Here is a 24,093-nt window from a genome sequence, read left to right as displayed (position 1 = left end):
TTTTATTCCGCCGAGAACGGCTTTCCACATTGTTTACTGGCACAGAAATGCTTCACACCCTGCGCGGTTTTCTTTTCGATGAGTAGCGGATAATGGCACTCAGGACACTCTCCGGCTAACGGTTTGAAGTTAATGACAAACTGGCACTCCGGATAGCGATCGCAGGAGTAAAACGTTTTGCCATAACGGGAACGCCGCTGGACCAGGTGGCCAGTCTGGCATTGAGGACAGACTATTGCTGTTTCATCTGGCTTGTCGATAAGTTCGGTGTGTTCACACGTTGGATAATCGCTGCATCCAATAAACATCCCGAATCTTCCCTGTCTCAGCACCAGCTCGGCGCCACATGCAGGACAAAGCTTACCCTCCAGAACTTTGACAATATGTCCGTCCGCGGAAGATTTCAGCGGACGGATGTAATCGCATTCTGGATAGTGTGAACAACCGAGAAACGGACCGTGTTTCCCGGAACGAATAACCAGTTCAGCCCCACATTGTGGGCAGGGCTCGTTTTTACGCACCGTAAACAGTGCTGATTTAGCCATAACAACTCATACTGAATGAAGATTGATTAATGCAGCATACCTTCATTCACTTCAAAGAGTAATTCTTCCATTTGCTGATAGGCATTTTCACAACCTGGAATATTGAAAAGCACCATCAGGATCACCCACTTCAGATCTTCCAGATCGAACTCTGCCGTATCCAGCGCGAGTACGCGCTCAATGACCATTTCTCGTGTTTCGAGGTTTAGCACCTGAATCTGTTCCAGGAATAGCAGGAACCCTCTACAGCTTGCATCCAGTCGATCACACTCTTCTGCGGTATAAATACGTATAGAAAGAGGATCGGATGCCAGCTGCATAGGTTCGGCAAGACCATCCTGATAATCAGCAAGCTTTTCCAGCCAAAGTAACGCGTTGTAGATGTCTTCACGATCAAAACCAGCGTCGGTAAGATCCCGTTCCAGTTTGTCCTGATCCACACGCAGCTCAGCTTCGTTATGGATATATGTCTCAAACAAATACATTAGTACGTCGAACATGGCATGCCCTCCTCAATCGGACATAGCCGCCGGGTACAGCTGCGATCCATCCTGCTAACTCCAGTTCGAGCAGTTGAGCCACTACCTCTGGCACAGGTTGGCCGGCACGTTCAGCGACGACGTCAACAGGTGTTACCTCATCTCCTACGTTAGCCAGGAGCTCCGGAAATGGCAATGCCACCTCTTCGTGATCTGGCGAATAAATTGATTTTTCAGGTTCATCTGGCAACCATTGCAGCCCATATTGCAAATTTTCCAGAATTTCTTCTGGGGCCGTCACAAGCGTGGCTCCCTGCTGAATAAGCCAATGTGGACCTTCACTTCCCGGACTCCCAATCGGTCCAGGCAACGCAAAAACCTCCCGCCCTTGTTCCAGTGCGCAACGCGCAGTGACCAGTGACCCGCTACGCTGAGCAGCTTCTACAACCAGGACTCCTTTACTTAGACCACTAATAATGCGATTTCGTCGGGGAAAATTGCGCGGCAAAGGAAGCGTATCTAATGGGAACTCAGACACCAGTGCGCCTCCAGCCTCAATCAGTCGTTTAGCCAGACGGACATGCTGTCGTGGATGAATGGTCTCAAGCCCATTTCCCAGCACCGCAATACTCGTGCCCTCTCGGTTTATCGCAGCATTGTGCGCCACACCATCAATCCCCCGGGCCAGGCCGCTGGTGATCGTCACGCCGCATGCTGCAAGCTTTTCACAAAACAGCCGCCCCCAGCGTTCGCCATACCAGGAGTGCTGTCGGCTACCGACGACGGCAACCTGAAACGAGCTAAGGCATATGGGATTTCCTGCAACAAAAAGCACCCCAGGATAATCCTCAATTGCACGGAGCTGTGCCGGATAATGCTCGCTGTCGGCAACCACAAAATGATGGTTGGGCTGTTCAAGCCAGCGCAGCGTTTTTTCCAGCGTCTGATCTGGAAAGGTTAAAAAGCGCCGGGCCTGGCGGGGAGAGAGTCCAGCATGATGAAGTACCACGTTGTTAATACACGGCTGAGTATTGAGCCAGTGGGCAACGCGCACCATCTCATCACCATACAGTTCATTCACTTGTGCTAAACGTAGCCAAATCTCGATTTTGGTCATCCCTGTTCCCCTGCCACAAGCAGTCCTGGCAATCTTTGCGATTGGTCACTGATGCTGTCAATCAGAGGGGGTTTTGTCTAGAATAGAGGTAATAATCTTTTCAACTCCTGAACACAACTCTGGATAACTATGTCAGTTTTGCAAGTGTTACATATTCCGGACGAGCGCCTTCGCAAAGTCGCAAAACCGGTCGAAGAAGTGAATGCAGAAATTCAGCGTATCGTTGATGATATGTTCGAAACGATGTACGCCGAAGAAGGTATCGGTCTGGCAGCAACTCAGGTCGATATTCATCAGCGCATCATTGTTATTGATGTCTCTGAAAATCGCGACGAGCAGTTGGTACTCATTAACCCAGAGCTGCTGGAAAAAGACGGCGAATCAGGTATTGAAGAAGGCTGCCTGTCTATTCCCGAACAGCGTGCGTTAGTACCGCGCGCAGAGAAAGTAAAAATTCGTGCGCTCGATCGCAACGGCAAATCTTTTGAACTGGAAGCCGATGGCCTGCTGGCTATCTGCATTCAACATGAAATGGATCACCTGGTCGGTAAACTGTTTATCGATTATCTGTCTCCGTTGAAGCAACAACGCATTCGTCAGAAAGTTGAAAAACTCGACCGCCTGAACGCCCGAGCTTAAGGACAAGAATCAACGTGTCAGACTCACTACGTATTATTTTTGCGGGTACACCTGACTTTGCAGCGCGTCATCTCGACGCGCTATTGTCTTCTGGACATAACGTCGTTGGCGTGTTTACCCAACCGGACCGTCCGGCGGGACGCGGTAAAAAGCTGATGCCCAGCCCGGTAAAAGTGCTGGCGGAAGAAAAAGGGATACCGGTTTTCCAACCCGTCTCTCTTCGTCCTCAGGAAAACCAGCAGCTGGTTGCTGATTTACGCGCAGACGTGATGGTAGTGGTAGCATATGGCCTGATACTGCCAAAAGCCGTACTGGAAATGCCGCGTCTGGGTTGTATCAACGTTCACGGTTCCCTGCTTCCACGCTGGCGTGGCGCAGCCCCAATCCAGCGCTCACTGTGGGCAGGCGACGCCGAAACTGGTGTGACCATCATGCAGATGGATGTTGGCCTCGACACCGGTGATATGCTGCTTAAGCTGTCCTGCCCGATAACTGCAGAAGATACCAGCGGTTCGTTATACGATAAGCTGGCAGATTTAGGGCCTCAGGGGCTGATTGAAACGCTAAAACAGCTGGCGGCTGGCACCATAAAACCCGTTGTACAAGATGAATCACTGGTTACGCATGCAGAAAAACTCAGCAAAGAAGAGGCCCGTATCGACTGGTCGCTTTCAGCCGCTCAGTTGGAACGCTGCATCCGCGCCTTTAACCCGTGGCCAATGAGCTGGCTTGAAATCGACGGCCAGCCAGTGAAAGTCTGGCAAGCTACGGTTATTACAGCGAACACACAGACCGCACCAGGCACTATTCTTGAGGCGACAAAACAGGGTATCCAGGTCGCAACGGGCGACGGCATCCTGAATCTCGTCTCTTTGCAACCTGCCGGTAAAAAAGCCATGAGCGCGCAGGATCTGCTTAATTCGCGCCGGGAATGGTTTGTACCCGGTAACCGTCTGGTATGACGGTTCATCTCTTTAAGCCCGGTATCTCCGGGCATTTTTATTTTTGCGCTTATGAAAAAACATCTTAATTTACGCAGTATGGCGGCCCAGGCCGTCGAACAGGTTGTCGAAAAGGGACAATCATTAAGCAACGTGCTGCCCGCCATGCAGCAAAAAGTTGCCGATAAAGACAAAGCACTGTTGCAGGAGCTTTGCTTCGGCGTGTTGCGTACACTCTCCCAACTGGAGTGGATGATCCAGCAGTTGATGGAACGTCCAATGACGGGCAAACAGCGCACCGTTCACTATCTGATCATGGTGGGCTTCTACCAACTGCTGCATACTCGTATTCCACCGCATGCTGCTTTGGCAGAGACCGTAGAAGGCGCAGTCGTTATTAAGCGTCCGCAGCTTAAAGGGCTGATCAACGGCGTGCTGCGCCAGTTTCAGCGCCGTCAAGAAGATCTACTGGCTGAATTCTCTCAAAGCGATTTACGTTTCTTACACCCCTCCTGGCTGGTGAAACGTATTAAGACCGCTTATCCGCAGCAGTGGGAAGCCATTCTTGAAGCCAATAACCAGCGACCGCCGATGTGGTTACGTGTCAATCGTAACCATCATACGCGCGATGCCTGGCTGGACCTGCTGACCGAAGCGGGATTAACCGGTTTCCCGCATCCAGATTACCCGGATGCAGTGCGTCTGGAAACGCCAGCTCCTGTGCACGCCCTCCCAGGTTTTGATGAAGGCTGGGTAACCGTCCAGGATGCTTCCGCTCAAGGATGCATAAACTATCTGTTGCCGGAGGACGGTGAACAGATCCTCGACCTATGCTGTGCGCCGGGGGGCAAAACCACTCACATTCTGGAAGTTGCTCCGCACGCTAACGTAATGGCTGTCGATGTTGATGAAAAACGCTTATCGCGCGTTTTCGACAATCTAAAACGTCTGGGTATGAAGGCAACCGTAAAACAGGGTGATGGCCGCTATCCACAGCAGTGGTGCGGTGAACAACAGTTTGACCGTATTTTGCTGGACGCTCCGTGTTCTGCCACCGGAGTGATCCGTCGCCATCCGGATATCAAATGGCTGCGTCGCGACCGGGATATTGCTGAACTTGCCCAGTTGCAGGCTGAAATCCTGAATGCAACCTGGCCACATCTTAAACCTGGCGGCACGCTGGTTTATGCAACCTGCTCTATCCTGCCAGAAGAAAACCAACAGCAAATTGCCGCCTTCCTTGCTCGCACGCCAGATGCGGTATTAAGCGTAACCGGTACGCCGGAAAAACCTGGACGTCAGAATTTACCGAGTGCGGAAGATGGTGATGGCTTCTTTTACGCTAAGCTAATCAAAAAGTGATGAGATAACGGGTCGCGACTGATGAAAATTATCATTCTGGGCGCAGGGCAAGTTGGCGGTACGCTGGCTGAAAACCTGGTCGGAGAGAACAACGATATCACGGTAGTCGATACCAATGGTGAGCGCCTGCGTAGCCTACAGGACAAGTTTGATCTCCGTGTCGTGCAAGGGCATGGTTCGCATCCCCGCGTTCTACGTGAAGCCGGTGCCGACGATGCCGATATGCTGGTTGCCGTAACCAGCTCAGATGAAACAAATATGGTTGCCTGCCAGGTAGCTTATTCACTGTTTAACACGCCTAATCGTATCGCTCGTATTCGTTCACCGGATTACGTTCGTGATGCGGACAAGCTATTTCAATCTGATGCGGTGCCTATCGATCACCTGATTGCGCCTGAGCAACTGGTTATCGATAGCATTTATCGCCTGATTGAATATCCGGGCGCATTGCAGGTAGTGAATTTTGCCGAAGGAAAAGTCAGCCTGGCCGTGGTGAAAGCCTATTACGGTGGGCCGCTGATTGGTAATGCGCTGTCGACAATGCGTGAGCATATGCCGCACATCGATACCCGCGTTGCGGCGATTTTCCGTCATGACCGACCGATCCGTCCGCAAGGTTCTACCATTGTTGAAGCGGGCGATGAAGTTTTCTTCATCGCGGCCTCGCAGCATATTCGCGCCGTAATGAGCGAATTACAGCGTCTGGAAAAGCCTTACAAACGCATTATGTTAGTGGGCGGTGGTAATATTGGCGCCGGGCTGGCACGGCGACTAGAAAAAGATTACAGCGTCAAACTGATTGAACGTAATCAACAGCGCGCATCCGAGCTTGCAGAGAAACTGCAAAATACGATCGTCTTTTTTGGTGATGCCTCGGATCAAGAGCTTCTGGCGGAAGAACATATCGATCAGGTTAATCTGTTCATTGCGGTAACCAACGATGATGAAGCGAATATCATGTCGGCGATGCTTGCCAAACGGATGGGCGCCAAGAAAGTGATGGTGTTGATCCAACGCAGAGCATACGTCGATCTGGTGCAAGGCAGCGTGATCGATATTGCGATTTCACCGCAGCAGGCAACCATCTCTGCGCTGCTCAGTCATGTGCGTAAAGCGGATATTGTTGGTGTATCTTCACTGCGCCGTGGCGTCGCGGAAGCCATTGAAGCCGTTGCACACGGTGATGAAACGACGTCACGGGTTGTGGGTCGCTCAATTGATGAAATTAAACTTCCACCAGGAACCATTATTGGCGCCGTTGTGCGTGGTAACGATGTGATGATTGCCAATGATAACCTGCGTATTGAACAGGGCGATCACGTAATTATGTTCCTGACAGATAAAAAGTTTATTACCGACGTCGAGCGACTATTCCAGCCAAGTCCGTTCTTCCTGTAATAATTTGGGCGCTGAAACTGCGCCTAAATTATTTCCCTTTATTTTTCATGGTTTAATAAATTTCTATTTAGGCAATACATAAATGGAAATTGCCTAAACATTTGTTAAACTTATAAACGTCAGCTGCATAGGGAGAATAAGATGAGCATTATTAAAGAATTTCGCGAATTCGCGATGCGCGGGAATGTTGTCGATTTGGCAGTGGGTGTCATTATTGGTGCGGCATTTGGGAAGATTGTTTCATCACTGGTTGCCGATATCATCATGCCGCCGCTGGGGTTGTTAATTGGTGGAATTGATTTTAAACAGTTTGCTTTAACACTACGTGATGCACAGGGAGATATCCCTGCAGTCGTTATGCATTACGGTGTATTTATTCAGAATATCTTTGATTTCGTTATTGTTGCGTTTGCTATCTTTATGGCAATCAAGCTGATCAACAAACTGAACCGTAAAAAAGCGGAAGAGCCAGCAGCACCGCCAGCGCCATCGAAAGAAGAAGTATTGCTGAGTGAAATTCGTGACCTGCTGAAAGAACAGAATAACCGCTCTTAAGCACTCACTGAAACAAGAAGGCCAGTGGTAAAAAAGTGAATGACTTTCTTGCCACTGGCCTCCCAGTTACCCCGATTACCATGTTTACCTTTACGTAGATAACTTCCTTTCCCTTTCTTATTTTTCTCAACGCGCTGCCTGAACAGTGGGTCATGTAGAAGCGCCTCAATGGCGTTATCTTTTATCTGCCCTTTAGTGTGCTGATAACGACTCATAATACCTCCGGTTGTCGTAATTTACGCCGCGAGTGTAGACCTGACCGTTCAATAAATCAACAGCCTGATGGTGATCCACTGGCGCCTTGCTCAAGTGCTTCAAGGATAGAGCAGTACACGCTGCTGTGTGCCTTGCCACAACACGCGTCATTCAATCGCTGCAGCGACCGTTGCATCGCCTGAAGCTCAGCTATTCTCGCTTCCACTTCCTGCAATCTTTCCTGGACGATCCCTTTTGATTCCTGGCAGGTATGGTGTTCGGGATCGATGCGGATCGAAAGCAGTTCGCGGATCGATTCCAGAGTGAAACCAAGCTGACGGGCATAGCGAATAAACTTTAGACGCTGAAGATCGCTTTCCGTATAGAGACGAAACCCGCCTTCTGTACGTATTTCATGTTCCATCATCTGCTGCTTTTCATAGTAGCGGATAGTATCAGGCGTCACGTCAGCCAGTTTCGCTAATTCACCAATACGGTACATGCTATCTCCGCTATTCGTCGTTGATCTTCTGTAGCAGCTTATCTGCGTATTCACCGTGTAAAAACTCGGTGCTGAGTCCAGCTTGCCGAAGTTTCAGTTCCAGTAGTGACAGTCTTCGACTCACTTCCTGATAATGGGGATCATCTTTGCGGATCCCTGCAAGTATTTCAAGCAGCTGTATTGCCTCTCTGCGCTGCTCTAGCTCAGGAGGAAGACATCCCGCATTTTTTAATAAACGGAATCCGGCTCGAAGTTCAGGCGGAATGTGGGAATCATCGTCAAGAACCAACGGTTCTCCTGTACCAGGCAAACCATCAAACTCACCTTTAGACTGCGCATCAATAATATGGCGCTCTGCCCACTGGTCCAGTAACCACATACAACACTCCAGTGATGAACAAAAAGAGTACAGATATTGTAGGTAAGTGGGGATATGACGGATATAAAAAAACCCGCCGAGGCGGGTTTTTTTACGTTACTACAGATTACTCTGCAGCAGCTTCTGTTTTCTCTGAACGATCAACCAGCTCGATGTATGCCATCGGCGCGTTGTCGCCTGCACGGAAGCCACACTTCAGAATGCGAGTGTAACCACCGGCGCGGCTCGCGAAACGCGGGCCCAGTTCGTTAAACAGTTTTGCCACGATCTCGTTATCACGAGTGCGGGCGAATGCCAGACGACGATTAGCTACGCTATCAGTCTTGGCAAGAGTAATCAGCGGCTCAACTACGCGACGCAGCTCTTTCGCTTTCGGCAGAGTCGTCTTGATGATTTCATGACGAACCAGTGAACCTGCCATATTGCGGAACATAGCCTGGCGATGGCTGCTGTTGCGGTTCAGTTGACGACCACTCTTACGATGGCGCATGACCTTATCCTTCTCAGTAAAACCTTAACCTGTGATCCGGTTACTCGTCAGCGATGCTTGCCGGTGGCCAGTTTTCCAGGCGCATGCCCAGAGACAGTCCACGGGAAGCCAGCACGTCTTTAATCTCAGTAAGAGATTTTTTACCAAGGTTAGGCGTCTTAAGAAGCTCAACCTCAGTACGCTGTACCAGATCACCGATATAGTGGATAGCTTCTGCTTTGAGGCAGTTAGCAGAGCGGACAGTCAATTCCAGATCGTCAACAGGGCGCAGCAGGATCGGATCGAATTCTGGTTTCTCTTCTTTAACTTCCGGCTGACGTACATCACGTAAGTCAACGAAAGCTTCAAGTTGTTCAGCCAGAATGGTTGCCGCACGACGAATCGCCTCTTCAGGATCGATTGTGCCGTTGGTTTCCATTTCGATGACCAGCTTATCCAGGTCGGTACGCTGTTCTACACGCGCTGCTTCAACATTGTAGGCAATACGCTCTACAGGGCTGTAGCATGCGTCGACCAGCAGACGGCCGATTGGGCGCTCATCTTCTTCCGAATGAATTCGGGTAGAAGCCGGCACATAACCACGACCGCGCTGAACTTTGATACGCATGCTAATAGATGCATTCTCATCGGTCAGGTGGCAGATCACGTGCTGTGGCTTGACGATTTCGACATCACCATCATGGGTAATGTCGGCTGCAGTCACAGGGCCAATGCCAGATTTATTCAAGGTAAGAATAACGTCATCTTTACCCTGAACTCTCACCGCCAGCCCTTTCAGGTTGAGCAGGATTTCCAGGATATCTTCCTGAACGCCTTCTTTGGTGCTGTACTCATGTAGTACACCATCAATCTCAACCTCGGTCACCGCGCAACCCGGCATCGATGAGAGCAGAATACGGCGCAGTGCGTTACCCAAAGTATGGCCAAAGCCACGCTCTAAAGGCTCAAGGGTCACCTTGGCGTGCGTCGAACTCACTTGCTCGATATCTACCAGGCGCGGTTTTAGAAACTCTGTCACAGAACCCTGCATTGTGTCCTCTCTTTGGTACTAAGCTTTACTTGGAGTAAAGCTCGACGATCAGGTGTTCGTTAATGTCCGCAGACAGATCAGAACGCTCCGGCTTACGCTTGAACGTACCTTCCATCTTGCCAGCATCAACTTCCAGCCAGGTTGGCTTTTCACGCTGCTCAGCCAGCTCCAGAGCGGCTTTCACGCGAGACTGCTTCTTCGCTTTCTCACGAATGCTAACAACGTCATTCGGACTAACCTGATAAGAAGCGATGTTAACAACACGACCGTTTACCATAATTGCTTTATGGCTGACCAGCTGACGTGCTTCTGCACGAGTGGCACCGAAGCCCATACGGTATACAACGTTGTCCAGACGACCTTCCAGCAGACCCAACAGGTTTTCACCGGTGTTGCCTTTCAGACGTGCTGCTTCTTTGTAGTAGTTACGGAACTGACGCTCCAGCACACCGTAGATACGGCGAACTTTTTGCTTTTCACGCAACTGCACACCATAGTCAGACAGACGCGGTTTACGCGCACCGTGCTGGCCAGGAGCTTGTTCAATTTTACACTTGGTATCGATCGCGCGAACGCCAGACTTAAGGAATAAGTCAGTGCCCTCACGACGGCTCAGCTTGAGCTTAGGACCCAAATATCTTGCCATTTTCTTTCTCCAACAATCCTAGAAACGACAGCGTTATACGCGACGTTTTTTCGGCGGACGACAACCGTTATGAGGGATCGGAGTCACATCAGTAATATTAGTGATGCGGAAACCAGCGGCGTTCAGAGCACGAACAGTAGATTCGCGACCTGGACCCGGTCCTTTGACCATAACTTCCAGATTCTTGATACCGTATTCTTTTACGGCTTCAGCGCAACGCTCTGCTGCAACCTGAGCTGCAAACGGAGTGGATTTGCGAGAACCACGGAAACCGGAACCACCGGCTGTTGCCCAACCCAGTGCGTTACCCTGACGATCAGTAATGGTAACGATGGTGTTGTTAAAAGAAGCATGGATATGAGCCACGCCGTCAGAGACTTGTTTTCTTACACGTTTACGTGCACGAATTGGTGCCTTTGCCATTATTCAATCACCCCGATTATTTCTTGATCGGTTTGCGCGGACCCTTACGGGTACGTGCGTTGGTCTTGGTACGCTGACCGCGAACCGGGAGACCACGACGATGACGCAAACCGCGATAGCAACCAAGGTCCATAAGGCGCTTGATGCTCATGCTAACTTCACGGCGCAGATCACCTTCAACGACAAATTTGGCAACTTCGTCACGCAGCGTGTCGATTTGTTCTTCAGACAGCTCACTGATCTTAACATCTTCAGCGATACCCGCGGCAGCCAGAATGGCTTTAGAACGGGTCTTGCCGACGCCGTAGATCGAAGTTAATGCGATCACAGCATGTTTCTGATCAGGAATGTTAATGCCTGCTATACGGGCCACTATGCACTCCTACTATTTAATATGTACGCACCATGCTGAAAAGCCCGTTTTCAGGATACTCAAATGGAAACGCACAGACATACAAAAGATTGGCTGGCTAATCTAGCCAGCTCAACCCAACTTTGCAAGAAAAATATGCGAATAAATCAGCCTTGGCGCTGTTTATGCTTCGGCTCGGCACTGCAAATCACACGGATGACACCATCACGCTTAACGATTTTGCAGTTACGGCATAATTTCTTGACGGAAGCACGAACTTTCATTTTTACTCTCCGTAACTTCTCGGGCGACTGTTAACGGCCGTAGCCTTTCAGATTCGCCTTCTTCAATGCAGACTCGTACTGACTTGACATCATCAGAGTTTGCACTTGAGCCATAAAGTCCATAATCACGACAACAACGATAAGCAGTGAGGTCCCACCAAAGTAGAACGGTACTTTCATTGCATCACGCATGAACTCCGGGATCAGGCAGATAAAGGTAATGTAGAGCGCACCAACCAGAGTCAGGCGGGTCATTACTTTATCGATATACTTCGCCGTTTGCTCTCCCGGACGAATTCCTGGTACAAATGCACCGGACTTCTTCAGGTTATCTGCTGTTTCTCGCGGGTTGAAAACCAACGCCGTGTAAAAGAAACAGAAGAATATGATTGCAGACGCATAGAGTAACACATAAAGCGGTTGCCCAGGCTGCAAATACAGCGAAATTGTTGTCAGCCAGTTCCAACCAGTCCCGCCCCCGAACCATGACGCGATGGTCGCTGGGAACAGAATAATACTGGAAGCGAAGATTGCCGGGATTACCCCCGCCATATTCACTTTCAGCGGTAAATGTGTGCTCTGTGCAGCATAGACACGACGACCTTGCTGACGTTTTGCGTAGTTTACCACAATGCGGCGTTGACCACGCTCAACAAATACAACAAAGAACGTCACTGCAAATACTAATACTGCAACCAACAGCAACACGAGGAAGTGCAGGTCGCCTTGACGCGCTTGCTCGATAGTATGGGCAATGGCTGGCGGGAGTCCCGCGACAATACCGGCGAAGATAATGATTGAGATACCGTTGCCGATACCACGTTCAGTAATCTGTTCGCCCAACCACATCAGGAACATCGTCCCTGTAACCAGACTTACAACAGCGGTGAAATAGAATGCAAAGCCTGGATTCATTACCAGGCCCTGCATACCAGGCATATTCGGCAGACCGGTAGCAATACCGATCGACTGGAATATTGCCAGCACCAGAGTACCGTAGCGGGTGTACTGGCTGATCTTACGACGACCAGACTCCCCTTCTTTCTTAATTTCTGCCAGCGTTGGATGAACCACCGTCAGCAGCTGGATAATAATCGACGCCGAAATATACGGCATGATCCCCAGAGCAAAGATAGAAGCACGGCTTAGAGCACCACCAGAGAACATGTTAAACATTTCAATGATGGTGCCTCGCTGTTGCTCAAGCAGTTTGGCAAGTACAGCGGCATCAATACCAGGGATCGGAATGAAAGAGCCAATACGGAACACAATCAGCGCGCCGATTACAAACAGCAGTCTGCGTTTCAGCTCGCCTAAGCCACCTTTGGCACTTTGAAAATCTAATCCCGGTTGTTTAGCCATCTGCTACTTATTCCTCGATTTTACCGCCAGCAGCTTCGATAGCAGCACGAGCGCCTTTAGTAACACGCAGGCCACGAACAGTTACCGGAGTAGTGACTTCACCAGCCAGAATCACTTTCGCGAACTCGATCTGGATACCGATAATGTTAGCTGCTTTCAGCGTGTTCAGGTCTACAACACCGCCTTCAACTTTAGCCAGGTCAGACAGACGAACTTCGGCTGTAATCGCTGCTTTACGTGAAGTGAAGCCGAATTTCGGCAGACGACGGTACAGAGGCATCTGACCACCCTCGAAACCGCGACGTACGCCACCGCCAGAACGAGACTTCTGACCTTTGTGACCACGACCACCGGTTTTACCGAGGCCAGAACCGATACCACGACCCAGGCGGCGAGCCGCTTTTTTAGAGCCTTCGGCCGGAGACAGAGTATTTAAACGCATCTCTTACTCCTCAACTTTAACCATGAAGGAAACCGCGTTGACCATACCACGAACAGCAGGAGTATCCTCGCGCTCTACGGTGTGACCAATACGACGCAGACCCAGGCCAAGCAGCGTTGCCTTATGTTTCGGCAGACGACCGATTGCACTGCGGGTTTGAGTAATTTTAATAGTCTTTGCCATGGTTTATTTCCCCAGAATTTCTTCAACGGATTTACCACGCTTGGCAGCGACCATTTCCGGAGATTTCATATTTTCCAGGCCATCGATAGTTGCACGAACCACGTTAATCGGGTTAGTAGAACCATACGCTTTAGCCAGAACGTTACGAACTCCAGCGACTTCCAGAACGGCGCGCATTGCACCACCGGCGATGATACCGGTACCTTCGGAAGCCGGCTGCATGAATACACGAGAACCCGTGTGAGTACCCTTAACCGGGTGCTGCAGGGTGCCGTGGTTCAGCGCGACGTTAATCATATTGCGACGGGCTTTTTCCATCGCTTTCTGGATCGCTGCTGGAACTTCACGCGCTTTACCGTAACCAAAACCAACGCGACCGTTACCATCACCAACTACAGTCAGAGCTGTGAAGGAGAAAATACGACCACCTTTAACGGTTTTAGATACGCGGTTAACCGCGATCAGCTTTTCCTGCAGTTCGCCAGCTTGTTTTTCGATGTGAGCCATCTTACACCTCTACCTTAGAACTGAAGGCCAGCTTCACGGGCAGCATCTGCCAGTGCCTGGACACGACCATGATATTGGAACCCGGAACGGTCAAAAGAAACATCTTTGATGCCTTTTTCCAGAGCGCGTTCAGCAACAGCTTTACCTACAGCTGCAGCAGCGTCTTTGTTACCGGTGTACTTCAATTGTTCAGCGATAGCTTTTTCTACAGTAGAAGCAGCTACCAGAACTTCAGAACCGTTCGGTGCAATTACCTGTGCGTAAATATGACGCGGGGTACGATGTACCACCAGGCGAGTTGCGCCCAGCTCCTGGAGCTTGCGGCGTGCGCGGGTCGCACGACGGATACGAGCAGATTTCTTATCCATAGTGTTACCTTACTTCTTCTTAGCCTCTTTGGTACGCACGACTTCGTCGGCGTAACGAACACCCTTGCCTTTATAAGGCTCAGGACGACGGTAGGCGCGCAGATCTGCTGCAACCTGACCGATCAGCTGTTTATCAGCGCCTTTCAGCACGATTTCAGTCTGAGACGGACATTCTGCAGTAATACCCGCAGGCAGCTGATGGTCAACAGGGTGAGAGAAACCTAAAGCCAGGTTTACTACATTCCCTTTAACCGCTGCACGATAACCTACACCAACCAGCTGTAGCTTCTTAGTGAAGCCTTCGGTAACACCGACAACCATTGCATTCAGCAGGGCACGCGCGGTACCAGCCTGAGCCCATCCATCTGCGTAACCATCACGCGGACCGAAGGTCAGTGCATTATCTGCATGATTTACTGCAACAGCATCGTTGAGAGTACGAGTCAGCTCGCCGTTTTTACCTTTGATCGTAATAACCTGACCGTTGATTTTTACATCAACGCCGGCAGGAATAACGACCGGTGCTTTAGCAACACGAGACATTTTTTCCTCCGATTAGGCTACGTAGCAGATAATTTCGCCACCAAGACCAGCCTGGCGCGCTGCACGATCAGTCATAACACCTTTAGAGGTAGAAACAACTGCGATACCCATGCCAGCCATAACTTTCGGCAGCTCGTCTTTACGCTTATAAATGCGCAGACCTGGGCGACTGACACGCTGAATGCTTTCTACAACAGCTTTACCCTGGAAATACTTAAGAGTAAGTTCCAGTTCCGGCTTGGTGTCGCCTTCAACTTTAAAATCTTCAATAAAACCTTCTTCCTTCAGCACGTTGGCAATTGCCACTTTCAGCTTGGAGGAAGGCATGGTGACCGCAGCTTTATTCGCGGCCTGACCGTTACGGATACGGGTCAGCATATCCGCGATCGGATCTTGCATGCTCATCTGTCTTTACTCCCGTGATTCAATTGGTAATTACCAGCTAGCCTTTTTCAAGCCTGGTACTTCACCGCGCATAGCGGCTTCACGCAGTTTGATACGGCTCAACCCGAACTTGCCCACATAGCCATGCGGACGACCTGTTTGACGGCAGCGGTTACGCTGACGGGACGGGCTGGAATCACGCGGCAGAGACTGCAGCTTGAGAACTGCGTTCCAACGATCTTCGTCGGTCGCGTTCACATCAGAGATAATAGCTTTCAGTTCAGCGCGTTTTGCGAAGTACTTATCAGCTAAAGCTACGCGCTTTACTTCGCGTGCTTTCATTGATTGCTTAGCCATTCAGTAACCCTACCTTACTTGCGGAACGGGAAGTCAAAGGCAGCCAGCAGAGCACGGCCTTCTTCATCAGATTTCGCAGTAGTGGTAATGGTAATATCCAAACCACGCACGCGGTCGACTTTATCGTAGTCGATTTCTGGGAAGATGATCTGCTCACGGACACCCATGCTGTAGTTACCACGACCGTCGAAAGACTTAGCGGACAAGCCACGGAAGTCACGGATACGTGGAACAGCAATAGTGATCAGGCGCTCAAAGAACTCCCACATGCGTTCGCCACGCAGAGTTACTTTACAGCCGATCGGATAGCCCTGACGGATTTTGAAGCCTGCAACTGATTTGCGTGCTTTGGTGATCAGCGGTTTTTGACCGGAGATTGCTGTCAGGTCAGCTGCTGCGTTATCCAGCAGTTTCTTGTCAGCGATCGCTTCACCAACACCCATGTTCAGGGTGATCTTCTCGACCCGAGGGACTTGCATGACAGAATTGTAGTTAAACTCAGTCATGAGTTTAGCGACTACTTCGTCTTTGTAGTAATCATGCAGTTTCGCCATCGTACTACTCCAAATTACTTGATAGTTTCGCTGTTAGATTTAAAGAAACGGACTTTTTTGCCGTCTTCGAATCTAAAGCCTACACGGTCAGCCTTGCCGGTTGCCGCGTTGAAGATAGCAAGGTTAGAGATCTGAATAGCTGCTTCTTTCTCTACAATGCCGCCTGGTTGGTTCAGGGCCGGAACCGGCTTCTGATGTTTCTTAACCAGGTTGATACCTTCAACAATGACCTTGCCGGAAGACAGGACATTCTTAACTTTACCGCGTTTACCTTTATCTTTACCGGTTAACACGATAACTTCGTCATCACGACGGATCTTCGCTGCCATGATTCGCTCCTTAGAGTACTTCTGGTGCCAGAGAGATAATTTTCATGAACTTCTCGTTACGAAGTTCACGAGTTACCGGCCCAAAAATACGCGTACCGATAGGTTGCTCGCTGTTATTGTTTAAAATAACGCATGCATTACCATCGAAGCGAATGACAGAACCGTCCGGGCGACGAACACCCTTCTTGGTGCGCACCACTACCGCCTTCAGCACATCACCTTTTTTGACCTTACCACGCGGAATTGCTTCCTTGATGGTGATCTTGATGATATCGCCGACGCCTGCGTAGCGACGGTGCGAGCCACCCAGAACCTTGATACACATTACGCGACGTGCACCGGAGTTGTCGGCGACGTTCAGCATAGTCTGTTCTTGGATCATTTTAGTGCTCCGCTAATGTCAACTACTACTGAGACCCGAAAATCAGGTCGTTAAAAAAGCCCCATATCGGGGGCGCGGCATTATAACACCGCTTCAACGATATGGGTAGAAAAAATAAACGGCTCATCGCTGAGCCGTTTATTCGTTGAGAATGCCTACTGTATTACAGAACGGCTTTCTCTACAACGCGAACCAGCGTCCAGGACTTAGTCTTGGACAGCGGACGGCATTCGCGGATTTCAACCACGTCACCAGTACCGCATTCGTTGTTCTCGTCATGTACGTGCAGTTTGGTCGTACGCTTAATGAATTTACCGTAGATCGGGTGTTTCACAAAACGTTCGATAGCAACAACGATGGATTTCTCCATTTTATCGCTAACAACGCGACCTTGCAGAGTACGGATTTTATCGGTCATTACGCACCCGCCTTCTCAGTCAGTAAAGTCTTAACGCGTGCGACATCACGACGCACTTGCTTCAACAGGTGAGACTGTTGCAGCTGGCCACTTGCAGCCTGCATACGCAGGTTGAACTGCTCACGCAGCAGATTCAGCAGCTCGGTGTTCAGCTCTTCAACACTCTTCTCACGCAGCTCTTTTGCTTTCATTACATCACCGTCTTAGTTACAAAGGTGGTTTTAATCGGCAGTTTCGCTGCTGCCAGCTTGAATGCTTCACGGGCCAGCTCTTCCGGTACGCCGTCCATTTCATACAGGACTTTACCCGGCTGAATCAAGGCAACCCAATACTCCACGTTACCTTTACCTTTACCCATACGCACTGCCAGCGGCTTTTCAGTGATCGGTTTGTCCGGGAATACACGGATCCAGATCTTACCTTGACGCTTAACTGCACGGGTCATAGCACGACGTGCTGCTTCGATCTGACGGGCAGTCAGACGACCACGGCCAACAGCTTTCAGACCGAAGCTGCCGAAGCTAACATCCGTACCCTGCGCCAGACCGCGGTTACGGCCTTTGTGCATTTTACGGAATTTTGTACGCTTTGGTTGTAACATCAGCGACGCTCCTTATTTACGGCCTTTACGCTGCTGCTTTTTAGGTTGCGCAGCCGGTTTTTCCGGTTGTTCAACAGCAGCCATACCACCCAGGATCTCGCCTTTGAAGATCCACACTTTAACGCCGATTACACCGTAAGTGGTGTGCGCTTCAGAGGTGTTGTAGTCGATGTCAGCACGCAGAGTGTGCAGAGGTACGCGACCTTCGCGGTACCATTCGGTACGTGCGATTTCCGCGCCGCCCAGACGGCCGCTAACTTCAACTTTAATACCTTTAGCGCCCAGACGCATTGCGTTCTGTACAGCACGCTTCATAGCACGACGGAACATAACACGACGTTCCAGCTGAGAAGTGATGCTGTCAGCAACCAATTTTGCATCCAGTTCAGGTTTACGCACTTCGGCGATATTGATCTGAGCAGGAACGCCAGCAATATCCGCTACGACTTTGCGCAGTTTTTCTACGTCTTCACCTTTCTTACCGATAACGATACCCGGGCGAGCGGTGTGAATGGTCACACGGATGCTCTTAGCCGGACGCTCGATAACGATACGAGATACAGACGCTTTAGCCAGTTCCTTAGTCAGGTACTGACGTACTTTAAAATCGCTGTCCAGGTTGTCAGCGAATTCTTTGGTGTTCGCAAACCAGGTTGAGTTCCATGGTTTTACAATACCCAGGCGAATACCATTAGGATGTACTTTCTGACCCATTGCTAGTCTCCAGAGTCTCAGCGATCGGACACAACCACAGTAATGTGGCTGGTGCGCTTCAGGATGCGATCTGCACGACCTTTTGCACGCGGCATAATGCGCTTCATGCTCGGGCCTTCGTCTACGAAAATTTTCGTAACTTTCAGATCGTCAATGTCAGCGCCATCGTTGTGTTCAGCGTTAGCAATGGCAGATTCCAGGACTTTCTTGACCAGTACAGCCGCTTTCTTATTGGTGTAGGTCAGAATATCCAGAGCCTGCGACACTTTCTTACCGCGAATCAGGTCTGCAACAAGGCGAACCTTCTGAGCAGAAGAACGAGCATGGCGATGTTGAGCTAAAGTTTCCATCTCTTCCTCCTACCTTATTTCTTCTTCGCTTTTTTATCAGCAGCATGGCCGCGATAAGTACGAGTCGGTGCGAATTCACCCAGTTTGTGACCGACCATTTCGTCGGAAACAAATACCGGAACGTGCTGACGACCATTATGGACAGCGATGGTCAAACCGATCATGTTAGGAAAGATCGTTGAACGACGGGACCAAGTGCGCAGGGGCTTCTTGTCTCCGCTTTCCACCGCTTTCTCTACCTTCTTCAGCAAGTGCAGGTCAATAAAAGGACCTTTCTTGAGAGAACGTGGCATGGCTTATCCTCTAAAATTATTTGCTACGGCGACGTACGATGAATTTATCAGTACGCTTGTTGCTGCGGGTCTTCTTACCTTTGGTCTGAACGCCCCACGGAGTTACCGGGTGCTTACCAAAGTTACGACCTTCACCACCACCATGTGGGTGGTCGACTGGGTTCATCGCAGTACCGCGAACGGTAGGACGAACACCACGCCAGCGTGCAGCACCTGCTTTACCCAGAACGCGCAGCATATGCTCAGCATTGCCAACTTCGCCCAGAGTTGCACGGCAGTCTGCTTCGACTTTACGCATTTCACCAGAACGCAGACGCAGGGTGACATAAGCACCATCACGAGCAACGATCTGAACGTAAGTACCAGCGGAACGTGCCAGCTGACCGCCTTTACCTGGTTTCATTTCTACGTTATGAACAGTAGAACCAACCGGGATATTGCGCATCGGCAGGGTGTTACCTGCTTTGATTGCAGCATCAACGCCAGATTGAACCTGGTCGCCAGCTTTCAGGCCTTTAGGGGCCAGGATGTAACGGCGTTCACCGTCTTTGTACAGAACCAGCGCGATGTTCGCGGAGCGGTTCGGATCGTACTCAAGACGTTCAACAACTGCCGGGATACCGTCTTTGTTGCGTTTGAAGTCAACAATACGATAAGCCTGCTTGTGACCACCACCGATGTGACGAGTGGTGATGCGGCCATTGTTGTTACGACCACCGGATTTGCTGTTTTTTTCAACCAGCGGAGCAAAAGGTTTGCCCTTGTGCAGCTCTGGGTTGACCACTTTAACAACGTGGCGACGACCCGGAGATGTCGGTTTACATTTAACAACTGCCATTGTATTACTCCTCCGACTTACTCAGCGCCGCCGACGAAGTCCAGATTCTGGCCTTCCTTCAGGGTGACGTAAGCTTTTTTCCAGTCGCTACGACGACCGATACGCTGTCCGTGACGTTTAACTTTCCCTTTAACTACCAGGGTGTTAACGACTTCGACTTCGACTTCAAACAGTTTCTGCACAGCAGCTTTGATTTCTGCTTTGGTCGCGTCTTTAGCAACTTTGAGAACGATGGTGTTAGTTTTTTCCATCGCAGTAGACGCTTTTTCAGAAACGTGCGGTGCGCGCAGCACTTTCAGCAGACGTTCTTCACGAATCATGCCAGCATCTCCTCAACTTGCTTAACAGCATCAGCAGTCATTACGACTTTGTCGAAGGCGATCAGGCTAACCGGGTCGATACCAGTTGCATCGCGTACGTCAACCTTGTGCAGGTTGCGCGCAGCCAGGAACAGGTTTTCGTCCAGCTCACCGGTGATGATCAGCACATCTTCCAGAGCCATGTCTTTCAGTTTCTGTGCCAGCAGCTTAGTTTTAGGCGCTTCTACAGAGAATGATTCGACAACGATCAGACGATCCTGACGTACCAGTTCGGACAGAATGCTTTTCAGCGCGCCGCGGTACATCTTTTTGTTAACTTTTTGACTGTGGTCCTGTGGACGAGCAGCGAAGGTCACGCCACCTGAACGCCAGATCGGGCTCTTGATAGAACCTGAACGCGCACGGCCGGTACCTTTCTGGCGCCACGGCTTTTTGCCTGAACCAGTTACTTCAGCACGAGTCTTCTGAGCACGAGTACCCTGACGAGCACCAGCTGCATAAGCAACAACAACCTGGTGAACCAGCGCTTCGTTGAAATCACGACCGAAGGTAGTTTCGGAAACAGTCAGCGCGCTCTGCGCGTCTTTCAATACTAATTCCATTGCTATCCCCTTACGCCTTCACAGCTGGTTTAACGATCAGGTCGCAACCGGTCGCACCCGGAACACCACCTTTAACCAGCAGCAGGTTGCGCTCAGCGTCAACACGTACTACGTCCAGGCTCTGAACGGTTACACGTTCGTTGCCCAGCTGACCTGCCATTTTCTTGCCTTTAAACACTTTGCCCGGAGTCTGGTTCTGACCGATAGAACCCGGAACGCGGTGGGACAAGGAGTTACCGTGAGTAGCGTCCTGGGTACGGAAGTTCCAGCGCTTAACGGTACCAGCGAAACCTTTACCTTTAGAGGTACCGGTTACGTCAACTTTTTTAACGTCAGCAAACAGTTCAACGCTAATGTTCTGACCAACGGTGTATTCTTCACCATCTGCCAGGCGGAACTCCCACAGGCCGCGGCCAGCTTCTACGCCAGCTTTAGCAAAGTGACCAGCTTCCGGCTTAGTTACGCGGTTAGCTTTTTTAGCACCGGTGGTAACCTGAACAGCGCGATAGCCATCGTTAGCCAGATCTTTAACCTGAGTAACGCGGTTTGCTTCAACTTCGATAACGGTTACTGGGATAGATACGCCATCTTCAGTGAAGATGCGGGTCATACCCACTTTTTTACCGACTAAACCAATCATTGTATCAACCTCTCAATCGCTCGATGACCTGATTAACCCAGGCTGATCTGCACGTCTACACCGGCAGCCAGGTCCAGACGCATCAGAGCATCAACGGTTTTTTCAGTTGGCTCAACGATGTCAACCAGACGCTTGTGAGTACGGATCTCGTACTGATCACGCGCGTCTTTGTTGACGTGCGGGGAGATCAGAACGGTGAAACGCTCTTTGCGGGTCGGCAGCGGGATCGGACCACGAACCTGCGCACCAGTGCGCTTGGCAGTCTCGACGATTTCCGCGGTTGATTGATCGATCAGACGATGATCAAACGCTTTCAAACGGATACGGATTCTTTGGTTCTGCATGAGACCAGAGCTCCAATTATTTTATAGACGAAATAGTTACTCCTCAAACCCATTACGATTGATGGGAGAGTGTAACCGTTCTTACGTAGCCCCCTGATTGGGAGCGTTGTTGACGGTAAACCGCCACAGTTCATATCGAACTACCCGTCAGATTTGACAGGCTGGCGTATTATACGTATAGCCGGTACGGATGCAAGTGATTATGGCTATTTGCCATCGATTTCTCTCAGCGCTTGTTGCACACGTGAGCGCAATACTTCGCCATCCGGCGCTTCCTGCCCGGATGCTTCATCATAGGGTATCTCTTCCAGCATACTGTCACCCTCTTCGTTCTGGGTGGGTAAATCGATGCGTATCGGCAGAGGTTTCCGCTTAAAAATGTAATGCACATCCGAGAGTCGATACGCCTGAGAATCGGGCACTCCCTGCGTGGTGGTTGTCGGATGGCGCACCAACCAGACATAATGTCCGTAGTAGCCGCACATTAGCATCAGGCTGACCCACAACAGCCAGCAACAGGAATGCAGCGCCTGCCGCCAGCGGCAACTCAACACTGTTTTCGCATCAATGGGTTGATAGATGTGCATCATCACATACGCTCCTTAGATGACACATGTGTGAGCACAGGTGCCGCCTCATTGATTAATACCGGCGCGTCTCCAAGACTCTGACGTAGCCTTATCAGCGTCTCTTTTCCCGGCTTACCATCCACAGGCAAATTCTCCCGCTGCTGGAATGCTTTGACCTTTTCGATTAACCATGGCGTCCATGAGCCTGATTTATCGCCGGGAACGCCCAGCGCGCGGCTCAGCATCGTATCAAACCAGATGATGGTTTCCGCCGGACTCTTTTCACCGATCTGCATTTTCCTGTCAGGCGTTAAATTGAGCATCAGGGTATAATTTCCCTGCCAGTGCTTCGCCAGCCACTCCTGACTGACGATCCAGGTTTTATTATCAATGATAAGATCCAGCTCGTTTCCTGATACACGCATCACAACACCGTAGACCGGTTGTTTATCGATATTCAAATGCGCGATCCACGGCAACCCGCGCCTGATGAGGTTATCTAAACGTTCCTTGCCGCTTTCGCACACCAACTCAGCGCGATCAGCCTGGTCACACCATGCCTCGTCATACGCTGTGTCGAATCCCCAGACGCTGAATAATTGCTGCATGGCGTCGCGTAATCCTCCCCGTGCATCGCTAATATCCGGCAGGTTTTCCTTTTTTTGCGTCATCGCCACCGTTAACCCGGCGGGCACAGGAAGTTGAAGGGGAAAAACATCGACCGCCAGCCAGCCGAACGTCAAAGCCAGCGCAGCGTAAAGTCCGGGCAATATTCCCTTGCGCAATACGCAAGAGCGTAGAGTAAATGTTTCCAGCAACAATTTTTCCTGTTGAGCGGTTAACACATCCGCTTGCCTGTCCGTTGCCATTTTTCTCGCCGCCCGGGCGATGCGCCTCAGCAACGCCAGGTTTCCCTGCACTGCCCGAACCGCTTTGCGCACAAATTCATGACGCATCCGCACAGGCTCGCCATCCGCCTCACACAGTTGCTGTTGATGCATAAAATCAAGATATTCATCGTCCGTCGGCGCAGCGATGATCGCCGATAACGTAACACGCCGTTTAAGTCGTCGGTTACGCCTGAGCGCTTCGCCCCCCACCAGTAGCAAGCTGGCGCCAGCGGCAAATGAAGCCGCCAGATGACGGAAATTATCGACAAATGCCGGAAGATGTCTGGCGAGTGCGTCAGCATTATCAATGACAATTATTATTGGTTGCGCTGCCGGACTAAGGGCAGGCATCAGCGTTGACCAGAAACGGCTAATTCTCACATCTCGCCAGTCTGGCTGGAGTTTTCCCTGCGTACAAGCCGTGTGTGTCAATTGACAGAAACCAGATAAACCGGTGGCGGTAAACACCACTACCCTGCCGGGAAAATCCTTACCTAACTGATAAATAAGCGTCGATTTACCACACCCCGGTTTGCCGCATAATACGCCCACATCGCCAGCGCCCAGCTCATGAATAAAGATATTCTTGATAAGGGTATGTTGCGAAAAAGAGTAAATTGCATACGGTAATTCGCGTTCAGTCATCGATAAGTTCCAGTAATTGATGCGGGTATTTAACTTATTATATGCCAGGTAAATATTATCAATTTTTTATATTTGAATTAAACGACATGTTCCGACGATTAAATTGAAAACCTGAAAGTAA

General features: G+C 50.4%; 41 protein-coding genes. 5 read left to right on the top strand and 36 right to left on the bottom strand.

Translation table 11 applies throughout. The features are described from left to right. Positions 1-2 precede the first annotated feature (2 nt). From HV302_RS02210 to dprA, 3 genes are read right to left on the bottom strand one after another with little or no spacing between them, the layout of a single operon-like run. Positions 3-545 (bottom strand): DNA topoisomerase family protein, encoded by a 543-nt coding sequence (locus HV302_RS02210; protein ID WP_016154737.1) that lies wholly within the window; start codon positions 543-545, stop codon positions 3-5. 26 nt (positions 546-571) lie between these two features. After that, positions 572-1,045: a DUF494 family protein Smg gene (gene smg / locus HV302_RS02205; protein WP_003031162.1), complete on the bottom strand. Its 474-nt coding sequence runs from the start codon at positions 1,043-1,045 to the stop codon at positions 572-574. Then, a complete protein-coding gene (gene dprA, locus HV302_RS02200; protein WP_019078182.1) occupies positions 1,017-2,141 on the bottom strand; it encodes a DNA-protecting protein DprA in 1,125 nt (374 codons plus the stop codon). The genes smg and dprA overlap by 29 nt, the downstream gene beginning before the upstream one ends. A 129-nt stretch (positions 2,142-2,270) precedes the next feature. Between dprA and def the strand changes: the two genes are divergently transcribed. The 5 genes from def to mscL all read left to right on the top strand — a co-directional run bounded on the left by def (position 2,271) and on the right by mscL (position 7,036). Next, positions 2,271-2,780, top strand: a complete 510-nt coding sequence (gene def / locus HV302_RS02195; protein ID WP_181626863.1) for a peptide deformylase — start codon at positions 2,271-2,273, stop codon at positions 2,778-2,780. Positions 2,781-2,794: 14 nt separating this feature from the next. Further along, complete coding sequence (gene fmt / locus HV302_RS02190) at positions 2,795-3,742, top strand: methionyl-tRNA formyltransferase (protein WP_049041687.1); 948 nt, start codon at positions 2,795-2,797, stop codon at positions 3,740-3,742. A 51-nt stretch (positions 3,743-3,793) separates the two neighbouring features. Beyond that, positions 3,794-5,083: a 16S rRNA (cytosine(967)-C(5))-methyltransferase RsmB gene (rsmB, locus tag HV302_RS02185; protein ID WP_019078180.1), complete on the top strand. Its 1,290-nt coding sequence runs from the start codon at positions 3,794-3,796 to the stop codon at positions 5,081-5,083. A gap of 21 nt (positions 5,084-5,104) precedes the next feature. Beyond that, the gene (trkA, locus tag HV302_RS02180) at positions 5,105-6,481 is read left to right on the top strand and encodes a Trk system potassium transporter TrkA (protein WP_181626862.1); all 1,377 of its coding nucleotides are present in this window, start codon (positions 5,105-5,107) and stop codon (positions 6,479-6,481) included. 141 nt (positions 6,482-6,622) lie between these two features. Beyond that, complete coding sequence (mscL, locus tag HV302_RS02175) at positions 6,623-7,036, top strand: large-conductance mechanosensitive channel protein MscL (RefSeq protein ID WP_016154742.1); 414 nt, start codon at positions 6,623-6,625, stop codon at positions 7,034-7,036. On the opposite strand, the gene arfA is transcribed toward mscL, so the two are convergent. The 33 genes from arfA to HV302_RS02010 form a co-directional block, all read right to left on the bottom strand. Next, positions 7,033-7,251, bottom strand: a complete 219-nt coding sequence (gene arfA / locus HV302_RS02170; protein ID WP_016157605.1) for an alternative ribosome-rescue factor ArfA — start codon at positions 7,249-7,251, stop codon at positions 7,033-7,035. The genes mscL and arfA overlap by 4 nt on opposite strands. A gap of 56 nt (positions 7,252-7,307) precedes the next feature. Beyond that, positions 7,308-7,733, bottom strand: coding sequence for a Zn(2+)-responsive transcriptional regulator (gene zntR, locus HV302_RS02165; RefSeq protein ID WP_016154744.1), 426 nt, complete (start codon positions 7,731-7,733; stop codon positions 7,308-7,310). Positions 7,734-7,743: 10 nt separating this feature from the next. After that, positions 7,744-8,112, bottom strand: a complete 369-nt coding sequence (locus tag HV302_RS02160) for a DUF1992 domain-containing protein (protein ID WP_049281757.1) — start codon at positions 8,110-8,112, stop codon at positions 7,744-7,746. 106 nt (positions 8,113-8,218) lie between these two features. After that, complete coding sequence (gene rplQ / locus HV302_RS02155) at positions 8,219-8,602, bottom strand: 50S ribosomal protein L17 (protein ID WP_001216370.1); 384 nt, start codon at positions 8,600-8,602, stop codon at positions 8,219-8,221. A 40-nt stretch (positions 8,603-8,642) separates the two neighbouring features. Next, positions 8,643-9,632 carry a DNA-directed RNA polymerase subunit alpha gene (locus tag HV302_RS02150; protein WP_003031139.1) on the bottom strand — a complete coding sequence of 330 codons (990 nt, stop codon included), beginning with the start codon at positions 9,630-9,632 and terminating at the stop codon, positions 8,643-8,645. Positions 9,633-9,657: 25 nt separating this feature from the next. Beyond that, on the bottom strand, positions 9,658-10,278 hold the full coding sequence (rpsD, locus tag HV302_RS02145) for a 30S ribosomal protein S4 (RefSeq protein WP_003031138.1): 621 nt from the start codon (positions 10,276-10,278) through the stop codon (positions 9,658-9,660). Between the two features lie 33 nt (positions 10,279-10,311). Further along, a complete protein-coding gene (gene rpsK / locus HV302_RS02140) occupies positions 10,312-10,701 on the bottom strand; it encodes a 30S ribosomal protein S11 (RefSeq protein ID WP_003031137.1) in 390 nt (129 codons plus the stop codon). 16 nt (positions 10,702-10,717) lie between these two features. Beyond that, the gene (rpsM, locus tag HV302_RS02135; protein ID WP_003031135.1) at positions 10,718-11,074 is read right to left on the bottom strand and encodes a 30S ribosomal protein S13; all 357 of its coding nucleotides are present in this window, start codon (positions 11,072-11,074) and stop codon (positions 10,718-10,720) included. Between the two features lie 146 nt (positions 11,075-11,220). Beyond that, a complete protein-coding gene (rpmJ, locus tag HV302_RS02130; protein WP_000868187.1) occupies positions 11,221-11,337 on the bottom strand; it encodes a 50S ribosomal protein L36 in 117 nt (38 codons plus the stop codon). Positions 11,338-11,367: 30 nt separating this feature from the next. After that, entirely contained in the window at positions 11,368-12,699 is a 1,332-nt protein-coding gene (secY, locus tag HV302_RS02125; protein WP_001118864.1) for a preprotein translocase subunit SecY, read from the bottom strand. Positions 12,700-12,706: 7 nt separating this feature from the next. Then, a complete protein-coding gene (gene rplO / locus HV302_RS02120; protein WP_003031132.1) occupies positions 12,707-13,141 on the bottom strand; it encodes a 50S ribosomal protein L15 in 435 nt (144 codons plus the stop codon). A 3-nt stretch (positions 13,142-13,144) separates the two neighbouring features. Continuing rightward, positions 13,145-13,324, bottom strand: a complete 180-nt coding sequence (gene rpmD, locus HV302_RS02115; protein ID WP_001140434.1) for a 50S ribosomal protein L30 — start codon at positions 13,322-13,324, stop codon at positions 13,145-13,147. A 3-nt stretch (positions 13,325-13,327) separates the two neighbouring features. After that, a complete protein-coding gene (rpsE, locus tag HV302_RS02110) occupies positions 13,328-13,831 on the bottom strand; it encodes a 30S ribosomal protein S5 (RefSeq protein ID WP_003031131.1) in 504 nt (167 codons plus the stop codon). 14 nt (positions 13,832-13,845) lie between these two features. Then, positions 13,846-14,199, bottom strand: a complete 354-nt coding sequence (gene rplR / locus HV302_RS02105) for a 50S ribosomal protein L18 (RefSeq protein WP_000358960.1) — start codon at positions 14,197-14,199, stop codon at positions 13,846-13,848. Positions 14,200-14,208: 9 nt separating this feature from the next. After that, on the bottom strand, positions 14,209-14,742 hold the full coding sequence (gene rplF, locus HV302_RS02100; RefSeq protein WP_003031129.1) for a 50S ribosomal protein L6: 534 nt from the start codon (positions 14,740-14,742) through the stop codon (positions 14,209-14,211). Positions 14,743-14,754: 12 nt separating this feature from the next. After that, a complete protein-coding gene (rpsH, locus tag HV302_RS02095; protein ID WP_003031127.1) occupies positions 14,755-15,147 on the bottom strand; it encodes a 30S ribosomal protein S8 in 393 nt (130 codons plus the stop codon). A 30-nt stretch (positions 15,148-15,177) separates the two neighbouring features. After that, on the bottom strand, positions 15,178-15,483 hold the full coding sequence (gene rpsN, locus HV302_RS02090) for a 30S ribosomal protein S14 (protein WP_003031125.1): 306 nt from the start codon (positions 15,481-15,483) through the stop codon (positions 15,178-15,180). A gap of 14 nt (positions 15,484-15,497) precedes the next feature. Then, a complete protein-coding gene (gene rplE / locus HV302_RS02085; protein ID WP_003031123.1) occupies positions 15,498-16,037 on the bottom strand; it encodes a 50S ribosomal protein L5 in 540 nt (179 codons plus the stop codon). A 14-nt stretch (positions 16,038-16,051) separates the two neighbouring features. Next, a complete protein-coding gene (gene rplX, locus HV302_RS02080; RefSeq protein ID WP_003031122.1) occupies positions 16,052-16,366 on the bottom strand; it encodes a 50S ribosomal protein L24 in 315 nt (104 codons plus the stop codon). 10 nt (positions 16,367-16,376) lie between these two features. Continuing rightward, positions 16,377-16,748: a 50S ribosomal protein L14 gene (gene rplN, locus HV302_RS02075; protein ID WP_000613954.1), complete on the bottom strand. Its 372-nt coding sequence runs from the start codon at positions 16,746-16,748 to the stop codon at positions 16,377-16,379. Positions 16,749-16,911: 163 nt separating this feature from the next. Continuing rightward, the gene (gene rpsQ / locus HV302_RS02070; protein WP_003031120.1) at positions 16,912-17,166 is read right to left on the bottom strand and encodes a 30S ribosomal protein S17; all 255 of its coding nucleotides are present in this window, start codon (positions 17,164-17,166) and stop codon (positions 16,912-16,914) included. Then, positions 17,166-17,357, bottom strand: coding sequence for a 50S ribosomal protein L29 (rpmC, locus tag HV302_RS02065; RefSeq protein WP_000644742.1), 192 nt, complete (start codon positions 17,355-17,357; stop codon positions 17,166-17,168). Before rpmC ends, rpsQ begins: the two co-directional genes overlap by 1 nt. Further along, a complete protein-coding gene (gene rplP / locus HV302_RS02060) occupies positions 17,357-17,767 on the bottom strand; it encodes a 50S ribosomal protein L16 (protein WP_000941212.1) in 411 nt (136 codons plus the stop codon). Before rplP ends, rpmC begins: the two co-directional genes overlap by 1 nt. Positions 17,768-17,779: 12 nt before the next feature. Continuing rightward, positions 17,780-18,481, bottom strand: a complete 702-nt coding sequence (gene rpsC, locus HV302_RS02055; protein ID WP_000529945.1) for a 30S ribosomal protein S3 — start codon at positions 18,479-18,481, stop codon at positions 17,780-17,782. Between the two features lie 17 nt (positions 18,482-18,498). Beyond that, positions 18,499-18,831, bottom strand: coding sequence for a 50S ribosomal protein L22 (rplV, locus tag HV302_RS02050; protein WP_000448832.1), 333 nt, complete (start codon positions 18,829-18,831; stop codon positions 18,499-18,501). 14 nt (positions 18,832-18,845) lie between these two features. Then, positions 18,846-19,124, bottom strand: coding sequence for a 30S ribosomal protein S19 (rpsS, locus tag HV302_RS02045; RefSeq protein ID WP_001138115.1), 279 nt, complete (start codon positions 19,122-19,124; stop codon positions 18,846-18,848). A gap of 16 nt (positions 19,125-19,140) precedes the next feature. Continuing rightward, positions 19,141-19,962, bottom strand: coding sequence for a 50S ribosomal protein L2 (gene rplB / locus HV302_RS02040; RefSeq protein WP_016154746.1), 822 nt, complete (start codon positions 19,960-19,962; stop codon positions 19,141-19,143). Positions 19,963-19,979: 17 nt separating this feature from the next. Then, positions 19,980-20,282, bottom strand: coding sequence for a 50S ribosomal protein L23 (gene rplW, locus HV302_RS02035; protein ID WP_000617546.1), 303 nt, complete (start codon positions 20,280-20,282; stop codon positions 19,980-19,982). Continuing rightward, positions 20,279-20,884 carry a 50S ribosomal protein L4 gene (gene rplD / locus HV302_RS02030; protein WP_003031119.1) on the bottom strand — a complete coding sequence of 202 codons (606 nt, stop codon included), beginning with the start codon at positions 20,882-20,884 and terminating at the stop codon, positions 20,279-20,281. Before rplD ends, rplW begins: the two co-directional genes overlap by 4 nt. A 10-nt stretch (positions 20,885-20,894) precedes the next feature. Then, on the bottom strand, positions 20,895-21,524 hold the full coding sequence (rplC, locus tag HV302_RS02025; RefSeq protein ID WP_003031117.1) for a 50S ribosomal protein L3: 630 nt from the start codon (positions 21,522-21,524) through the stop codon (positions 20,895-20,897). Positions 21,525-21,556: 32 nt separating this feature from the next. Next, entirely contained in the window at positions 21,557-21,868 is a 312-nt protein-coding gene (rpsJ, locus tag HV302_RS02020) for a 30S ribosomal protein S10 (protein WP_001181005.1), read from the bottom strand. A gap of 206 nt (positions 21,869-22,074) precedes the next feature. Then, positions 22,075-22,458, bottom strand: coding sequence for a hypothetical protein (locus tag HV302_RS02015; protein ID WP_181626861.1), 384 nt, complete (start codon positions 22,456-22,458; stop codon positions 22,075-22,077). Beyond that, on the bottom strand, positions 22,458-23,972 hold the full coding sequence (locus HV302_RS02010; RefSeq protein WP_181626860.1) for a peptidoglycan-binding protein: 1,515 nt from the start codon (positions 23,970-23,972) through the stop codon (positions 22,458-22,460). The genes HV302_RS02015 and HV302_RS02010 overlap by 1 nt, the downstream gene beginning before the upstream one ends. Positions 23,973-24,093 lie beyond the last annotated feature (121 nt).

The organism is Citrobacter sp. RHBSTW-00859, assembly GCF_013729795.1.
Taxonomy (GTDB): domain Bacteria; phylum Pseudomonadota; class Gammaproteobacteria; order Enterobacterales; family Enterobacteriaceae; genus Citrobacter; species Citrobacter braakii.
The sequence above is the reverse complement of the archived record's forward strand: the minus strand, read 5'-3'. Positions and strand labels throughout refer to the sequence as shown.

What these genes read in the sequence shown, in the direction of transcription:
- rpsN (WP_003031125.1), bottom strand. Translation starts at nt 15,483, where the DNA reads ATGGCTAAGCAATCAATGAAAGCACGCGAAGTAAAGCGCGTAGCTTTA.
- rpsK (WP_003031137.1), bottom strand. Translation starts at nt 10,701, where the DNA reads ATGGCAAAGGCACCAATTCGTGCACGTAAACGTGTAAGAAAACAAGTC.
- secY (WP_001118864.1), bottom strand. Translation starts at nt 12,699, where the DNA reads ATGGCTAAACAACCGGGATTAGATTTTCAAAGTGCCAAAGGTGGCTTA.
- mscL (WP_016154742.1), top strand. Translation starts at nt 6,623, where the DNA reads ATGAGCATTATTAAAGAATTTCGCGAATTCGCGATGCGCGGGAATGTT.
- rplO (WP_003031132.1), bottom strand. Translation starts at nt 13,141, where the DNA reads ATGCGTTTAAATACTCTGTCTCCGGCCGAAGGCTCTAAAAAAGCGGCT.
- smg (WP_003031162.1), bottom strand. Translation starts at nt 1,045, where the DNA reads ATGTTCGACGTACTAATGTATTTGTTTGAGACATATATCCATAACGAA.
- HV302_RS02210 (WP_016154737.1), bottom strand. Translation starts at nt 545, where the DNA reads ATGGCTAAATCAGCACTGTTTACGGTGCGTAAAAACGAGCCCTGCCCA.
- rplR (WP_000358960.1), bottom strand. Translation starts at nt 14,199, where the DNA reads ATGGATAAGAAATCTGCTCGTATCCGTCGTGCGACCCGCGCACGCCGC.
- rpmJ (WP_000868187.1), bottom strand. Translation starts at nt 11,337, where the DNA reads ATGAAAGTTCGTGCTTCCGTCAAGAAATTATGCCGTAACTGCAAAATC.
- rplD (WP_003031119.1), bottom strand. Translation starts at nt 20,884, where the DNA reads ATGGAATTAGTATTGAAAGACGCGCAGAGCGCGCTGACTGTTTCCGAA.
- rplN (WP_000613954.1), bottom strand. Translation starts at nt 16,748, where the DNA reads ATGATCCAAGAACAGACTATGCTGAACGTCGCCGACAACTCCGGTGCA.
- def (WP_181626863.1), top strand. Translation starts at nt 2,271, where the DNA reads ATGTCAGTTTTGCAAGTGTTACATATTCCGGACGAGCGCCTTCGCAAA.
- rplB (WP_016154746.1), bottom strand. Translation starts at nt 19,962, where the DNA reads ATGGCAGTTGTTAAATGTAAACCGACATCTCCGGGTCGTCGCCACGTT.
- rplV (WP_000448832.1), bottom strand. Translation starts at nt 18,831, where the DNA reads ATGGAAACTTTAGCTCAACATCGCCATGCTCGTTCTTCTGCTCAGAAG.
- rpsQ (WP_003031120.1), bottom strand. Translation starts at nt 17,166, where the DNA reads ATGACCGATAAAATCCGTACTCTGCAAGGTCGCGTTGTTAGCGATAAA.
- rplQ (WP_001216370.1), bottom strand. Translation starts at nt 8,602, where the DNA reads ATGCGCCATCGTAAGAGTGGTCGTCAACTGAACCGCAACAGCAGCCAT.
- rpsE (WP_003031131.1), bottom strand. Translation starts at nt 13,831, where the DNA reads ATGGCTCACATCGAAAAACAAGCTGGCGAACTGCAGGAAAAGCTGATC.
- rplF (WP_003031129.1), bottom strand. Translation starts at nt 14,742, where the DNA reads ATGTCTCGTGTTGCTAAAGCACCGGTCGTTATTCCTGCCGGCGTTGAT.
- rplP (WP_000941212.1), bottom strand. Translation starts at nt 17,767, where the DNA reads ATGTTACAACCAAAGCGTACAAAATTCCGTAAAATGCACAAAGGCCGT.
- rsmB (WP_019078180.1), top strand. Translation starts at nt 3,794, where the DNA reads ATGAAAAAACATCTTAATTTACGCAGTATGGCGGCCCAGGCCGTCGAA.
- rpsC (WP_000529945.1), bottom strand. Translation starts at nt 18,481, where the DNA reads ATGGGTCAGAAAGTACATCCTAATGGTATTCGCCTGGGTATTGTAAAA.
- rpsD (WP_003031138.1), bottom strand. Translation starts at nt 10,278, where the DNA reads ATGGCAAGATATTTGGGTCCTAAGCTCAAGCTGAGCCGTCGTGAGGGC.
- rpmC (WP_000644742.1), bottom strand. Translation starts at nt 17,357, where the DNA reads ATGAAAGCAAAAGAGCTGCGTGAGAAGAGTGTTGAAGAGCTGAACACC.
- rpsS (WP_001138115.1), bottom strand. Translation starts at nt 19,124, where the DNA reads ATGCCACGTTCTCTCAAGAAAGGTCCTTTTATTGACCTGCACTTGCTG.
- rpsJ (WP_001181005.1), bottom strand. Translation starts at nt 21,868, where the DNA reads ATGCAGAACCAAAGAATCCGTATCCGTTTGAAAGCGTTTGATCATCGT.
- HV302_RS02010 (WP_181626860.1), bottom strand. Translation starts at nt 23,972, where the DNA reads ATGACTGAACGCGAATTACCGTATGCAATTTACTCTTTTTCGCAACAT.
- rpsH (WP_003031127.1), bottom strand. Translation starts at nt 15,147, where the DNA reads ATGAGCATGCAAGATCCGATCGCGGATATGCTGACCCGTATCCGTAAC.
- rpmD (WP_001140434.1), bottom strand. Translation starts at nt 13,324, where the DNA reads ATGGCAAAGACTATTAAAATTACTCAAACCCGCAGTGCAATCGGTCGT.
- rplX (WP_003031122.1), bottom strand. Translation starts at nt 16,366, where the DNA reads ATGGCAGCGAAGATCCGTCGTGATGACGAAGTTATCGTGTTAACCGGT.
- HV302_RS02160 (WP_049281757.1), bottom strand. Translation starts at nt 8,112, where the DNA reads ATGTGGTTACTGGACCAGTGGGCAGAGCGCCATATTATTGATGCGCAG.
- HV302_RS02015 (WP_181626861.1), bottom strand. Translation starts at nt 22,458, where the DNA reads ATGATGCACATCTATCAACCCATTGATGCGAAAACAGTGTTGAGTTGC.
- HV302_RS02150 (WP_003031139.1), bottom strand. Translation starts at nt 9,632, where the DNA reads ATGCAGGGTTCTGTGACAGAGTTTCTAAAACCGCGCCTGGTAGATATC.
- trkA (WP_181626862.1), top strand. Translation starts at nt 5,105, where the DNA reads ATGAAAATTATCATTCTGGGCGCAGGGCAAGTTGGCGGTACGCTGGCT.
- rplC (WP_003031117.1), bottom strand. Translation starts at nt 21,524, where the DNA reads ATGATTGGTTTAGTCGGTAAAAAAGTGGGTATGACCCGCATCTTCACT.
- arfA (WP_016157605.1), bottom strand. Translation starts at nt 7,251, where the DNA reads ATGAGTCGTTATCAGCACACTAAAGGGCAGATAAAAGATAACGCCATT.
- zntR (WP_016154744.1), bottom strand. Translation starts at nt 7,733, where the DNA reads ATGTACCGTATTGGTGAATTAGCGAAACTGGCTGACGTGACGCCTGAT.
- rplE (WP_003031123.1), bottom strand. Translation starts at nt 16,037, where the DNA reads ATGGCGAAACTGCATGATTACTACAAAGACGAAGTAGTCGCTAAACTC.
- rplW (WP_000617546.1), bottom strand. Translation starts at nt 20,282, where the DNA reads ATGATTCGTGAAGAACGTCTGCTGAAAGTGCTGCGCGCACCGCACGTT.
- dprA (WP_019078182.1), bottom strand. Translation starts at nt 2,141, where the DNA reads ATGACCAAAATCGAGATTTGGCTACGTTTAGCACAAGTGAATGAACTG.